This is a genomic window from Microbacterium sp. PM5 (assembly GCF_003293595.1).
Lineage (GTDB): Bacteria > Actinomycetota > Actinomycetes > Actinomycetales > Microbacteriaceae > Microbacterium.
The window spans coordinates 1287386-1300866 of the sequence record NZ_CP022162.1 but is presented as its reverse complement, the minus strand read 5'-3'; the positions used below and the strand labels follow the sequence as shown (position 1 = coordinate 1300866).

11 protein-coding genes are annotated in these 13481 nt (G+C 68.4%); 8 read left to right on the top strand and 3 right to left on the bottom strand.

Features of this window, described 5'->3' with window-relative positions; translation table 11 throughout:
* The first annotated feature begins 47 nt into the window (after positions 1–47).
* A complete protein-coding gene (locus tag CEP17_RS06400) occupies positions 48–1745 on the top strand; it encodes a long-chain-fatty-acid--CoA ligase (RefSeq protein ID WP_112931654.1) in 1698 nt (565 codons plus the stop codon).
* A 4-nt stretch (positions 1746–1749) separates the two neighbouring features.
* Here CEP17_RS06400 and CEP17_RS06395 read toward each other — a convergent pair whose 3' ends face one another.
* Positions 1750–2223, bottom strand: a complete 474-nt coding sequence (locus CEP17_RS06395) for an NUDIX domain-containing protein (protein WP_112931653.1) — start codon at positions 2221–2223, stop codon at positions 1750–1752.
* A gap of 105 nt (positions 2224–2328) precedes the next feature.
* Here CEP17_RS06395 and dnaE point away from each other — a divergent pair, with 105 nt between their 5' ends.
* Genes dnaE through CEP17_RS06370 form a run of 5 tightly spaced genes read left to right on the top strand, consistent with a single transcriptional unit; the run spans position 2329 to position 9880 of the window.
* The gene (dnaE, locus tag CEP17_RS06390; RefSeq protein ID WP_112931652.1) at positions 2329–5847 is read left to right on the top strand and encodes a DNA polymerase III subunit alpha; all 3519 of its coding nucleotides are present in this window, start codon (positions 2329–2331) and stop codon (positions 5845–5847) included.
* Positions 5848–5904: 57 nt separating this feature from the next.
* Positions 5905–6999, top strand: a complete 1095-nt coding sequence (locus CEP17_RS06385; protein ID WP_112932886.1) for a hypothetical protein — start codon at positions 5905–5907, stop codon at positions 6997–6999.
* 9 nt (positions 7000–7008) lie between these two features.
* Entirely contained in the window at positions 7009–8325 is a 1317-nt protein-coding gene (hisD, locus tag CEP17_RS06380; RefSeq protein WP_112931651.1) for a histidinol dehydrogenase, read from the top strand.
* Between the two features lie 3 nt (positions 8326–8328).
* Complete coding sequence (nrdR, locus tag CEP17_RS06375) at positions 8329–8793, top strand: transcriptional regulator NrdR (protein WP_036288013.1); 465 nt, start codon at positions 8329–8331, stop codon at positions 8791–8793.
* Positions 8794–8845: 52 nt separating this feature from the next.
* Positions 8846–9880 (top strand): quinone-dependent dihydroorotate dehydrogenase, encoded by a 1035-nt coding sequence (locus tag CEP17_RS06370; RefSeq protein ID WP_112931650.1) that lies wholly within the window; start codon positions 8846–8848, stop codon positions 9878–9880.
* Here the strand turns inward: CEP17_RS06370 and CEP17_RS06365 are convergent.
* Complete coding sequence (locus CEP17_RS06365) at positions 9843–10928, bottom strand: hypothetical protein (RefSeq protein WP_112931649.1); 1086 nt, start codon at positions 10926–10928, stop codon at positions 9843–9845. The two genes, CEP17_RS06370 and CEP17_RS06365, sit on opposite strands and share 38 nt — an antisense overlap.
* Positions 10929–10941: 13 nt before the next feature.
* On the bottom strand, positions 10942–11502 hold the full coding sequence (locus CEP17_RS06360) for a DUF3043 domain-containing protein (RefSeq protein ID WP_112931648.1): 561 nt from the start codon (positions 11500–11502) through the stop codon (positions 10942–10944).
* 77 nt (positions 11503–11579) lie between these two features.
* On the opposite strand from CEP17_RS06360, the gene CEP17_RS06355 reads away from it, so the two are divergent.
* Together CEP17_RS06355 and erpA are read left to right on the top strand one after the other, a co-directional pair.
* Positions 11580–12968, top strand: coding sequence for a dipeptidase (locus CEP17_RS06355; RefSeq protein WP_112931647.1), 1389 nt, complete (start codon positions 11580–11582; stop codon positions 12966–12968).
* A 123-nt stretch (positions 12969–13091) separates the two neighbouring features.
* On the top strand, positions 13092–13463 hold the full coding sequence (gene erpA / locus CEP17_RS06350) for an iron-sulfur cluster insertion protein ErpA (protein ID WP_036287992.1): 372 nt from the start codon (positions 13092–13094) through the stop codon (positions 13461–13463).
* The last annotated feature ends 18 nt before the right edge of the window (positions 13464–13481 follow it).

The following is a 13481-nucleotide window of genomic DNA, read 5'->3' as shown; positions in this document are numbered from 1 at the left end:
CGAGAGCCATGCCGGCGGACGTACATGAGGGTGCCTAGCCTGGAAGCATGCCGCTCATCGACCGCCCGTGGCTCACGTCCTACGCGCCCGGGGTGCCCGCCGAGATCGAACCGGTCACGCAGACCCTGGTCGACATGCTCGACGAGTCCGTACGGCGCCACCCTCGTCGACCCGCTCTCGAATTCTTCGGCGCCGTCACCACGTATCGCGAGCTCGGGGACCGGGTCGCCAGGGCAGCCGAGGGCTTGAGACGCCTGGGCGTCGCGCCCGGCGACCGCGTCGCGCTGATCCTCCCGAACTGCCCGCAGCATGTCGTCGCCTTCTATGCCGTGCTGCGGCTCGGTGCGATCGTCGTCGAGCACAATCCGAGATACACGGCACCGGAGCTTCGACATCAGTTCGAGGTGCATCACGCCCGGGTGGCGATCGTGTGGGATGCCGTCGCCGACACCATCGCGGAGTTTCCCTCCGACATCCGTCCCCGCCACGTCATCGCGGTGCGAATGACCGACGCGATGCCGGCCCGCATGCGGGCCGCGCTGCGCCTTCCGCTCGCGAAGGCGCGTGCGTCGCGGGCGGCGCTGACGGTGACACCCGACGCGAAGGACGTTCTCTCGTGGTCACGGGTGGCGTCGCATCGCCCGGTGCGCAGACGCACGCCCCGTCCCCACCTCGACGATCTCGCCGCGCTGCAGCTGACGAGCGGCACCACGGGTACGCCCAAAGCGGCCATGCTCACGCACCGCAACCTCCGCTCGAACGCGGCGCAGTCGGCCGCCTGGGTGCCCGATCTGGTACCCGGACGCGAGGTCTTCTACGCCGTCCTCCCGCTCTTCCACGCCTACGGACTGACGCTCTGCCTGACCACGGCACTGTCGCTCGGAGCCCGCATCGTGCTGTTTCCGACGTTCGACGTCACCCTCACCCTCGACGCGATACGCCGTACGCCGCCGACCTTCCTCGCCGCCGTACCGCCCATCTACGACGCCCTGGCACGGGCCGCCGTGCGCGCGGGCATCGACCTCTCGAGCCTGCGCAATGCGATCTCCGGTGCCATGGCGCTGCCGCCGTCGACCGTGCTGCGGTGGGAGGAGGCGACCCACGGCATCATCGTCGAGGGCTACGGCATGACCGAGTCGTCGCCGATCAGCGTCGGCAATCCGATGGGGCCGCTGCGCAGGCCGGGTACGGTCGGTGTGCCGTTCCCCAGCACCGAGATCCGCGTGGTGGACCCCGCGGATCCGACCCGTGACGTCGTCGACGGCACCGAGGGCGAGCTTCTCGTGCGCGGACCGCAGGTCTTCCAGGGTTACTGGAACCGACCGGAAGAGACCGCAAGCACGCTGCTGGCGGGCGGATGGCTGCGCACCGGCGACATCGTGACGGTGGATGCCGAAGGCTTCGTGACCGTCGTGGACCGCCTCAAGGAGCTGATCATCAGCGGCGGGTTCAACATCAGTCCGAGTGAGGTCGAGAACGCGCTGCTGCTGCATCCCGACGTCGCGGATGCGGCTGTCGTCGGCATCCCGCGCTCGGACGGATCGGAGACGGTGACGGCGGCCGTGGTGATGCGCGACGGAGCGGTCTTCGATGCCGAGGAGCTGCGCTCGTTCGCACGGATCCATCTGGCGGCGTACAAGGTTCCACGATCGGTCGTGCGCGTGCCGGCGATGCCGCGCTCGCTGGTCGGCAAAGTCATCCGCCGTCAGGTGCGCGCGGACATCCTCGCCACCCGCGGACGATGACGCGTCAGCGGCCGCCGGAGAAGGAGGCCGGATCGTCCTCGGCGATGGCCAACGCGATCTTGCGCACGTCGGACTGAGCGAGCTCGGTCAGCTCCCCGAGTCCGTACCAGCCCACCTCGGCCAGTTCGCCGTCGGCGGGGAACGGGTTGCCCGCCACCCAGTCGCAGCGAAAGACCAGGTCGAGGTAGTCGACCTGGTCGCCGTTGGCGTATGTCGTCCGAGGCAGCTGCTGGATGAGAGCGAGCCGCACGGCGCGCACGTCGATGCCCGCTTCCTCCCGGCACTCGCGCACGGCCGCGTCGGCGGGCTCTTCACCCGGATCGACGATGCCGGACACGCACTGCCAGGCCCCGTTGTCGGCACGCCTGCCGAGGAGCACCTTCTCGTCCTTGAACACGACGGCGGTGACCCCGACGAGCGGAAGCGGCGCGGTGCCGATCTTCTCGCGCAGCGACAGGACGAACTCTGGAGTGGCCATGGCCTCAGCCTAAGCGCCTCACCCTCAGGCTGAGGGTGAGGCGGGCTCGACGCCGCCGACGGGGCGTCCGCCCGAGGATGTCAGAGGTCTTCGTAGACTCGATGTGTGGCAACCGACTCCTTCGTTCATCTGCACGTGCACAGCGAGTACTCGATGCTCGACGGAGCAGCCAAGATCGGGGCGATGACCCAGGCCGCGGCCGAGTACGGGATGCCGGCGATCGCCGTCACCGACCACGGCAACACCTTCGCGGCGTTCGAGTTCTACAACGCGGCGAAGGCCGCCGGCGTCAAGCCCATCATCGGCCTGGAGGCCTACGTGACGCCGGGCACGCACCGCAGCGACAAGTCGCGGGTCGCCTGGGGCTCGCCCGATCAGAAGAGCGATGACGTCTCGGGATCGGGCGCGTACACCCACATGACGATGTGGAGCCAGAGCACGGAGGGGATGCACAACCTCTTCCGGCTGAGCTCGCTGTCGAGCATGGAGGGGTACTACTTCAAGCCACGAATGGACCGGGAGCTTCTGCAAACCTATGGGAGGGGTCTCATCGCGACGACCGGCTGCCCGTCGGGAGAGGTGCAGACGCGTCTGCGGCTGGGGCAGTACGACGCCGCTCGTGCGGCCGCTGCAGAGTTCCAGGACATCTTCGGCAAGGAGAACTACTTCGCCGAGATCATGGACCACGGTCTGTCGATCGAGCGACGAGTGATGACCGATCTGATCCGCCTCGCGAAGGATCTCGACATTCCGCTCGTTGCCACCAACGACTCGCATTACACCCACCAGCACGAGGCCGACGCCCACGAGGCGCTCCTGTGTGTGCAGTCCGGGTCCACGCTCGACGATCCCAACCGGTTCAAGTTCGATGGCGACGGCTACTACATCAAGACCGCTGCGGAGATGCGCCAGCTCTTCCGCGACCACCCCGAGGCCTGCGACAACACGTTGCTCATCGCGGAGCGGTGCGAGGTGGAGTTCAACACCTCGGCGAACTACATGCCGCGTTTCCCGGTGCCCCAGGGCGAGACCGAGGACAGCTGGCTGATCAAAGAGGTCGAGGCGGGCCTGCACTACCGCTACCCGGGAGGCATCCCCGACAAGGTCCGCACGCAGGCCGAGTACGAGACCGGCATCATCCTGCAGATGGGCTTTCCGGGGTACTTCCTCGTCGTCGCCGACTTCATCAACTGGGCGAAGGACAACGGCATCCGTGTCGGTCCGGGGCGCGGATCGGGAGCCGGCTCGATGGTGGCGTACGCCATGCGCATCACCGACCTCGACCCGCTCGAGCACGGTCTCATCTTCGAGCGCTTCCTCAATCCCGACCGCGTGTCCATGCCCGACTTCGACGTCGACTTCGATGACCGTCGCCGTGGCGAGGTGATCGACTACGTCACCGAAAAGTACGGGTCCGAGCGGGTCGCGCAGATCGTGACCTACGGCACGATCAAGTCGAAGCAGGCGCTCAAGGATGCCGGTCGCGTGCTCGGCTTCCCGTTCAGCATGGGGGAGCGTCTGACCAAGGCGATGCCGCCCGCTGTGATGGGCAAGGACATGCCGCTGTCGGGCATGTTCGACACCGCTCATCCGCGCTTCAAGGAAGCGAGCGAGTTCCGCTCGCTCATCGAGACCGACCCCGACGCCAAGACCGTTTTCGACCGCGCGCTGGGCCTGGAAGGCCTGAAGAGGCAGTGGGGCGTGCATGCTGCCGGCGTGATCATGTCCAGCGAGCCGCTGTTGGACATCATCCCGATCATGCGCCGCGAGCAGGACGGCCAGATCGTCACCCAGTTCGACTATCCGTCGTGCGAGGCGCTCGGCCTCATCAAGATGGACTTCCTCGGGCTTCGCAACCTCACGATCATCTCGGACGCGCTCGACAACATCCGGATGAACCGTGGGGAGGAACTCGACCTGGAGCACCTGACGCTCGACGATCGCGCGGCGTACGACCTGCTCACGCGAGGAGACACCCTCGGTGTCTTCCAGCTCGACGGTGGTCCCATGCGTGCCCTGCTGCGGTTGATGAAACCGGACAACTTCGAGGACATCTCCGCCGTCATCGCCCTCTACCGTCCCGGCCCGATGGGCGCGAACTCGCACACCAACTACGCGCTGCGCAAGAACGGTCAGCAGCCGATCACTCCCATCCATCCCGAGCTCGAAGAGCCGCTGCGCGACATCCTCGACACCACCTACGGCCTGATCATCTATCAGGAGCAGGTCATGGCGATCGCGCAGAAGGTCGCCGGGTTCTCCCTCGGACAGGCCGACATCCTGCGTCGCGCGATGGGGAAGAAGAAGAAGTCCGAGCTCGACAAGCAGTACGAGGGCTTCTCCGGAGGCATGAAGGAACGCGGTTATGGCGAAGGTGCCGTTCAGGCGCTCTGGGACATCCTGCTGCCCTTCTCCGACTACGCCTTCAACAAGGCCCACTCCGCCGCCTACGGTCTGGTCTCCTACTGGACGGCGTACCTGAAGGCCCACTATCCCGCCGAGTACATGGCGGCGCTGCTCACGAGCGTCGGAGACTCCAAGGACAAGATGGCCGTGTACCTCAACGAGTGTCGGCGAATGGGTATCCGGGTGCTCCCGCCCGATGTCAGCGAGTCGATCCGCTACTTCGCGGCCGTGGGCGAAGATATCCGCTTCGGGCTGGGCGCCGTCCGCAACGTCGGGGCGAACGTCGTCGACGGCATCGTCGAGGCCCGCGGCGACGAGGGATTCTCCAGCTTCCACCACTTCCTCGATACGGTGCCGATGCACGTCGCCAACAAACGCACCGTCGAGTCGCTCATCAAGGCCGGCGCGTTCGACTCTATGGGCGACACTCGGCGGGCCCTCCTGGAGGTGCACGAAGACGCGGTCGAGGCGGCGGTGGACCGCAAGCGCAACGAGGCTCAAGGCGCGATCGGCTTCGATTTCGACTCCCTCTACGACGCGGCAGAGGAAGCGGTGCCTCCGAAGGTGCCGCCCCGGCCGGAGTGGACCAAGAAGGACAAGCTCGCCTTCGAGCGGGAGATGCTCGGGTTGTACGTGTCCGATCACCCGCTGGCCGGGCTCGAGATCCCCTTGGCCAAACACGCGTCCACGTCCATCCACGACCTCCTGGCCTCGGATGACGTCAACGACGGCGACATCGTCACGGTGGCCGGCCTCGTCACGAGCGTGCAGCACCGCGTGGCAAAACAGAGCGGCAACCCCTACGGCATGATCACGGTCGAAGACTTCGACGGAGAAGTGACCGTGATGTTCATGGGCAAGACCTACACGGAGTTCCAGTCGATGCTCGTCGCCGACAGCATCCTGGTGGTGCGCGGTCGTGTCTCCCGGCGCGATGACGGGCTGAACCTGCACGGGCAGTCGGCGTTCTCGCCCGACCTCGGTTCGGTCGATGCCACCGGCTCCTTGGTGCTCCTCATGCCCGAGCATCGCGCCACGGAGTCGACGGTCACGCAGTTGGCTCAGGTGTTCTCCCGTCACCCCGGCGACACAGAGGTCACCCTCAAGCTGCATAAGAGCGGTGTCGCGAAGGTGTTCGAAGTGCCGGCCCAGGTGCGTGTCACCGTCGACCTCTACGGCGAGTTGAAAGGCCTGCTCGGTCCGCAGTGTCTGGGCTGAGCCTGTGATCGGCCAGGTAGGATCCCAGTCGAGTTCTGTTCCGGAAGGATGCGTGACGTGACCGACGAGAAGCCCACCCCCGACAGCGCCGATGAGAGCACCGGCGAGGAGCACGACGTCGTCGTTGCCGCAGAGTCATCGAGCGGTCAAGAGCATGCCGCCGACGAGACTCCGGTTTCGGATGCCGCCGCCGGCACTGCCGAGGTCGATGAGCCCGCCGCGACCTCCGCGCCGGACGTCTCGACCGTCACCTTCGCCGAGGCGTTCGAGGCGATGACCGACGGACCGGACGGCGTCGATGAGTCCGCTCCCGCGCAGTACGGGGTGGGCCCGTTCTCGATTCGCGAGGTCTCGCTCGGCGCGGTCTGGCTCGTCGCATTCGTCGTCTCGTTCTTCCCGATCTACAGCTACGGCAACCGCGGTTGGGGGACGTCGGTCTGGACGGGTATCGACTGGCTGCTCACGATCGGCGTGCCGACAGTCGCCGTGTTCCTGATCGGCCTGCGTCGACTCTCGCCGCAGGGCATCCGCCGCGTCGGCTCGCTCGGAATCGATCAGTTCGCCTCGGTCGCCTTCTCGGTCTCGTCGATCATCTGGCTCGGCATCCTCTGGAGCTCGTTCGTCTCGGTGGGCGGAGGAAGCGTCTTCCTCGCGACCTGGGTCGTCTGGGTGGAGTTCATCCTCATGCTGGCCGGTGTCGTGCTCACCGTCTTCGCTCCGCTTCTGCCGACCATCGGCGAGGACTTCCAGCATCGCTCGGAGGTGCCCGCCCACCGGTATGCGAGCCCCGCTCGCCCCGTCGTAGCCCGTCCTGCGACGCAGCGGGCGCCGTACTCGGCCCCCGTCGCGACGCCGCTGACCGACGCCCACGCTGACGGGGCCCAGAGCGATGGCGCCGCACCCGTCGCGGAGCCGACGTCGGAGACCACCGTCTTGGACGAGACGGTGCTCGCCCCCAGCCCGTCGCAGGCCTTCTGGGCCCTCGTTCCCGTCGAGCGCGACGTCGTCGATGAACACGGCACACCGCTGTTCCGCATCGGACCGACGGCATGGGCATTGGTCATCGAGGATCGTGGCGATCGCTTCGTCGTCCGTCACGAAGACGGCCGCATCGGCTACCTCACGGACGTCTCCGGCGTCACACGCGGGTAGCCTGGAACGATGCTCCGCACCATTGATGTGCGCGGTCGCGAATTGACGACCGCGCAGTGGATTGCTGCTGTGCCCCGTGCTCAAGCCGCCCGGGCCGAAGCCCTTCAGGCGGCGTTCGAGATCGTCGACGACGTGCGCCTGCGCGGAGAAGCGGCGTTGCGGGAGCAGGCGGCGCGCTTCGATCGCGTCGAGGATCACGCCATTCGCGTGCCCGCCGCGCACCTCGACGACGCGCTCGAGCGTCTCGACCCGGGGGTACGGCGAGCGATCGAGGAGATGATCCGCCGCGTGCGGCTGGCCTCTGCCGCCCAGGTTCCCGCTGCGGCGATGACCGAGATCGTCCCCGGCGGCCGCGTCGAACAGCGCTGGCAGCCCGTTCGCCGCGCGGGTGTCTACGTGCCCGGCGGCAAGGCGGTGTATCCGTCGAGCGTCGTCATGAACGTCGTTCCCGCTCAGGTCGCCGGCGTCGGCGAGGTCGCGCTCGCGTCGCCGCCCCAAGCCGATGCCGGCGGCAGGGTGCATCCCGACATCCTCGCCGCCGCGCGACTTCTCGGTGTGACGGAGGTCTACGCGATGGGCGGGGCCGGCGCGGTCGGCGCCTACGCGTACGGCGTGGACAGCATCGGCCTGGAGCCCGTCGACGTCGTCACCGGCCCTGGCAACAACTTCGTCGCAGCGGCCAAGCGCGCTGTCGGCGGGCTCGTCGGAACGGATTCCGAAGCCGGCGCGACGGAGATCCTGATCGTCGCCGATGAGCACGCCGATGCTGCACTGGTCGCCGTCGATCTCATCAGTCAGGCCGAGCACGATGAGCAGGCATCGGCGGTGCTCGTCACCTGGTCGCAGGAGTTGGCGGATCGTGTGCGTGCTGAGGTCGTGGAGCGGGTCTCACGCACCCGCAACGCGGCCCGCGCGACCGAAGCGCTCAACGGTCCGCAGTCGGCGGTCGTCCTGGTCGATGATCTCGCGGCAGCCACGGCCTTCAGCAACGCGTACGCACCGGAGCATCTCGAACTGCACCTGCGCGACCCTCGTCCGGAGGACTTCGTCAATGCCGGTGCGGTGTTCGTCGGTGCGTACTCGCCCGTGAGTCTCGGGGACTACCTGGCCGGGAGCAACCACGTGCTCCCGACGGGCGGGCAGCCGCGGTACGCGGCGGGCCTGTCGGCGGCGACGTTTCTGCGTCCGCAGCAGGTCATCGTGTACGACCGCGAAGCGCTGCGGGCGGCCCACGACGACATCGTCGCGCTGGCGGTCGCCGAGGCGCTGCCGGCGCACGGCGAAGCGGTCACTGCGCGGTTCGCGGACCTTTCGGCGGGGGAGTGACGCGTGCATTGCCCGTTCTGCCGTCACGCCGATTCGCGCGTGATCGATTCCCGTACCAGCGATGACGGTCTCAGCATCCGCCGTCGCCGCCAATGCCCGCAGTGCGGAGGCCGGTTCACGACCGTCGAGACCGCCAGTCTCAACGTCATCAAGCGCTCCGGCGTCATCGAGCCGTTCAGTCGCGAGAAGGTGATGTCCGGCGTTCGCAAAGCCTGCCAGGGGCGCCCGGTGACCGAAGGCGATCTGGCGATGCTCGCTCAAGCGGTGGAGGAGGCGGTGCGCCAGACCGGCGCGTCGCAGATCGACACGAACGAGATCGGTCTGACCATCCTCGGCCCGCTGCGCGACCTCGACGAGGTGGCCTATCTGCGCTTCGCCAGCGTGTACCAGGCTTTCGACTCGCTGGAGGACTTCGAGGCGTCGATCGCGCAGCTGCGTGCCGACCACGCGGCGGAGGCGACGGAGTAGTCACGGCCGTCGCGCGCGGGACGACCCTGGGCGCGCCCTAGGCTGAGATCCGATGTACGCCTTCATCTTCCGCACCGTCTTCGCGCACATGGACCCCGAGCGGGCCCACCACCTCGTCATCCCCGTCATCCGTGCATTCGGCATCTGGCCGCTGCGTCCGATCGTGCGGGCGCTGACGGCGCCGGACCCGTCCCTGCGCACGCGCGCCCTCGGGATCGACTTCGACTCGCCGTTCGGTGTCGCCGCCGGCTTCGACAAGAACGCCGTGATGAGTGAGGGCCTGTTCGCGCTCGGCTTCGGTCATGTCGAAGTGGGCACCGTGACGGCGGTGCCGCAGGAGGGAAACCCGCGTCCACGGCTGTTCCGCCTCATCGCCGACAGAGGCCTGATCAATCGCATGGGCTTCAACAACGCGGGCGCCTCGGCGGCTGCCCGCAGGCTCAGCCGATCGCGCCGTCGAGCCCGCCGCGCCGTGCTCGGTGCGAACATCGGCAAGAGTCGCATCGTCGATGTCGAGCACGCCACGGCCGACTACGTCACCAGCACGAAGCTGGTCGCTCCGGTGGCGGACTACCTCGTCGTCAACGTCTCCTCGCCCAACACTCCCGGGCTGCGCGGACTGCAGGCCGTAGAGACGTTGCGCCCCCTCCTGGAGGCGGTTCGGGATGCCGCAGGCGCCACCCCCCTGCTCGTGAAGATCGCCCCCGACCTCCCGGACGACGAGGTCGAGGCGGTGGCGCGCCTGGCGGTCGACCTCGGCCTGGCCGGGCTCGTCGCGACCAATACGACGATCTCACGCGAAGGCCTCACGGCGGACGCCTCCGCGGTTGCGGCGATGGGGGCGGGCGGCCTCTCCGGTGCCCCGCTGCGCGGTCGGGCGCTGGAGGTGTTGAAGATCGTGCGCGCGGTCGTGCCTGAGGGGTTCTGCGTCATCTCCGCCGGAGGCGTGGAAGACGCCGACGACGTGCAGCAGCGGCTGGATGCCGGGGCCACTCTCGTGCAGGGATACACCGGCTTCATCTACCGCGGGCCCCTCTGGGCGCGTCAGATCAACCGAGGGCTGGTGGCGGCGCGCCGGACCCGCTGACCGTGTTCGTTGGCGCGCTCCGCGTGTAGCGCAGAGTGCCGCGCCGCTCGTGGGGGCGCAGTCCAGCCTCCTCGAGTACCCGTCGCATCCGGTGCATGAGCGGCGGCAGCTGCGAAGCTTTACCGTTCTGCTGGCGCACCATGCCCACGAGGAATGTCTCGCTGCGGGTCGCGGTGTGCACCTCGAAACGCGCAGTATCGCCTTGCGAGCGCCAGATCACGCTCTGGATCATCGGGTACGGAACGGTCCAGCGGTCTTCGGCATCCACGACGAGCGCTCCGGTGTGCCACCGAAGCGTCACGGGGAGGCGCCGACTGTTGACGACTCCCCAGATCGCCGCGTACACCGGCATCCCGACGAAGAGGCCCAAAGCGACGACGATCATGAGCGGGGGCAGGCGGAGGAGCCAGCGTTCGGTGACGATCACGACCACCGCGCTGAGCGCGCCGACGACGACCACCGCTCCGACGGCGAGAGCCGTCAGCGCCGCTGTCGTGAAGCGCGCGGCGTTCACCGTGACTTCGGGACGACGATCCGCCCCGCTCCACGTGGGCTCCGCCAGGGCCGCCGCGCGTCGCTCAGCGGCGCGGTCGAACCGTCCGGAGATCCGACCGAGGAGGGTGATCAGCACCCATCCACCGGCCGGTGGGATGCCGAGCGCGACGACGGAAAGTGAGCGAGGCCACGGTTCCGGCAGCGATCCGAGGGCCCGGATGAGGGGAGTGGTCGATGCCAGCAGCGCGATGGCCCCGAGGGCGAGTGCGACGTGCCCTCCCCACTGCCACCGCTCTGGCCAGGCGCTCAGCGCATTGACGAGGGCGAAACCGATTGCCCAGCCGCCGATGATGACGCAGAGGTAGGCCGGGAATCCGCCGTCGCTCGTCGGAGTGACGAGCAGTGCGCCCGCGGCGCAGAGCACGACGCCCATGAGTGCGGGCACGACGACGAACCAGATCCGCCACTGGTGCGCGGCGCGAGGAGTGGACTGCTCCGTCGGCCTCCGACTCGTCGTCGCGCCGTCGGTGTCCGCGGCATCGGCGCCGCCCATCGGAACGATGACCTCAGACGGGTCGGCCGCCGCGCTTGACCTGCGGCTTGGGCAGCCTCATGAAACGCATCTGGATCGTGCGCATGCCGGCGTACCAGCCGAGGCCCTTCTCCGTGCGGTCCGCGAACTTCTCGCGCGCGAGCTTCTTCACCCGCACGCTCGTGATGACCATGTCGACGACGACCACGAGGATGTAGAGCCAGAGTGCGGCGAACCCGTAGTAGACGATGGCGGTGTTCGGAATGAGGCTCAGCAGGATCACGATCAGCATGAGCGGCATGAGCAGCTCGCCCGGGTGCCACCCACCGTCGACGACGTCGCGGACGAACCGGCGCTGCGGGCCACGGTCGCGAACCGGCAGGTACTTCTCCTCGCCGTTCGCCATGCCGATGCGGGCACGCTCGCGCTGCGAGGCCAGCTCGGCTTTCGCGCGGGCCCGCGCCTCCTTCGTGTCGGCGACGAGAGGACGCTTGCGGGCGGCCTCCTGCTCGGCTCGCGACGGCGTCGGACGGTGCTTGCCGGGTCCGGTCGGGACGGTGGCGTCGGCGTCGGGAGCGGCGGGGTTCTTGGCCACGGTGTGGATCCTCGTTGTCATCACGGGTGGTGCGCACGCGCGGGAACGCGCGGCAGCTGCGCTCTAAGATTACCCGCATGAGCTCGGAGCTGTCCCGTCGTACCGCCGTCCGCGATGCCGCCGAAGCGGCCGTCCCCGCCGCCCTCGCCGATCTGGGGCGACTCGTGCGCATTCCGTCGGTGGCGTTCCCCGGCTTCGATCGGGCCGAGGTCGCACGCAGCGCCGATACGGTGGCTGAGCTTCTCGAGCAGCTCGGCATCTTCGAGCGCGTCGAGGTGAAGACCGCGATCGTGCCCGAGACGGGAGCGGAGGGGATGCCCGCGGTGCTCGCCACGCGCGCAGCGCGCAACGGGCGTCCGACGATTCTGCTGTACGCCCACCACGACGTTCAGCCCGTCGGTGACGAGTCGCTCTGGGAGACGCCGCCCTTCGAGCCGACGGTGCGCGGTGGACGCCTCTACGGACGCGGAGCCGCCGACGACAAGGCCGGGATCATGGCGCACATCGGCGCCCTCCGCGCTCTCGTCCACGCGTGCGGCGGCGACGTCGACCTCGGTGTGAACCTCTTCATCGAGGGTGAAGAGGAAGCCGGTTCGGCATCCTTCGCGCAGTTTCTCAGCGACAACGCCGACGCGCTGCGCGCGGACGTCATCGTCGTCGCCGATTCCGGCAACTGGGATGCGACAACTCCGGCCCTCACGGTGTCGCTGCGTGGCAACGCACGCTTCACGATGACCGTGCGCACACTGGAGCACGCCTCCCACTCCGGCATGTTCGGCGGTGCCGTGCCCGATGCGATGCTGGCGACCGTGAAGCTGCTCGCCACGATGTGGGACGACGATGGTGCGGTCTGCGTCGCCGGGCTCACCGAGCGCGAGGCATCGACTCCCGACTACTCCGAGGAGACCCTGCGTGATGAGGCCGGGCTCCCCGAGGGTGTGAGCCCGATCGGACGCGGCTCGATCCTCAGCCGCATCTGGAACAAGCCCTCCATCACCGTCACCGGCATCGATGCGCCAAGCGTGAAGAACGCCTCGAACACGCTCTCTCCCGAGGTCTCCGTCGTGATCAGCATGCGGGTGGCCCCCGGCCAGCCCGCCCGCGAGGCCTACGCCGCGCTGGAGGCCCACCTTCGCGCACACGCCCCGTTCGGCGCGGAGCTGACTTTCCGCGATGTCGACTGCGGCGATGCGTTCCTGGTCGACACCACCGGGGCCGCGGTGACGTCGGCGCGCGACGCGCTGCGCGAGGGATACGGCGTCGAACCGGTCGACATCGGCGTCGGAGGATCGATCCCATTCATCGCGGATCTCGTGCGCGAGTTCCCGGGGGCGCAGATCCTGGTGACCGGCGTGGAGGATCCGCATGCGCGGGCGCACAGCCCGAACGAGTCGCTCCACCTGGACACGTTCCGCCGCGCACTCGTGTCCGAAGCTCTGCTGCTCGAGGAGCTCGATCGCGGGTGACACGGCTCGCCGCTGTGTCGGCGCGCGGGCGTCATCGGCCCGGGGCGCCCGCTGCCGCGTAGAATCGAGCACGACCCGCCGTCTGATAACGGCTTCGATCGCAACGAGGTTCCGGAGAGTGCCATGACCGACATCGCCACCAACACCCCCGTCGAGGCCACCACGGCTGCGCACGGCGTTCTCCTCACGGACGCTGCGGCCGAGAAGGTGAAGAACCTGCTCCAGCAGGAGGGGCGCGACGACCTGCGCCTCCGGGTCGCGGTGCAGCCCGGTGGGTGCTCGGGCCTGATCTACCAGCTGTACTTCGACGAGCGCTTCCTCGACGGCGATCAGGCCGTGGACTTCGACGGCGTCGAGGTCATCGTCGACGACATGTCGGTGCCGTACCTGGATGGCGCGACGATCGACTTCAAGGACACGATCTCCGAGCAGGGCTTCACGATCGACAACCCGAACGCCGCGGGCAGCTGCGCGTGCGGCGACAGCTTCCACTGAGACGGGGCGTCGCTGATC

Bases quoted from the DNA above. Each gene is read 5' to 3' on its own strand.
- CEP17_RS06400 (WP_112931654.1), top strand. From the start codon at position 48: ATGCCGCTCATCGACCGCCCGTGGCTCACGTCCTACGCGCCCGGGGTG.
- CEP17_RS06395 (WP_112931653.1), bottom strand. From the start codon at position 2,223: ATGGCCACTCCAGAGTTCGTCCTGTCGCTGCGCGAGAAGATCGGCACC.
- hisD (WP_112931651.1), top strand. From the start codon at position 7,009: ATGCTCCGCACCATTGATGTGCGCGGTCGCGAATTGACGACCGCGCAG.
- CEP17_RS06370 (WP_112931650.1), top strand. From the start codon at position 8,846: ATGTACGCCTTCATCTTCCGCACCGTCTTCGCGCACATGGACCCCGAG.
- CEP17_RS06365 (WP_112931649.1), bottom strand. From the start codon at position 10,928: ATGGGCGGCGCCGATGCCGCGGACACCGACGGCGCGACGACGAGTCGG.
- CEP17_RS06355 (WP_112931647.1), top strand. From the start codon at position 11,580: ATGAGCTCGGAGCTGTCCCGTCGTACCGCCGTCCGCGATGCCGCCGAA.
- erpA (WP_036287992.1), top strand. From the start codon at position 13,092: ATGACCGACATCGCCACCAACACCCCCGTCGAGGCCACCACGGCTGCG.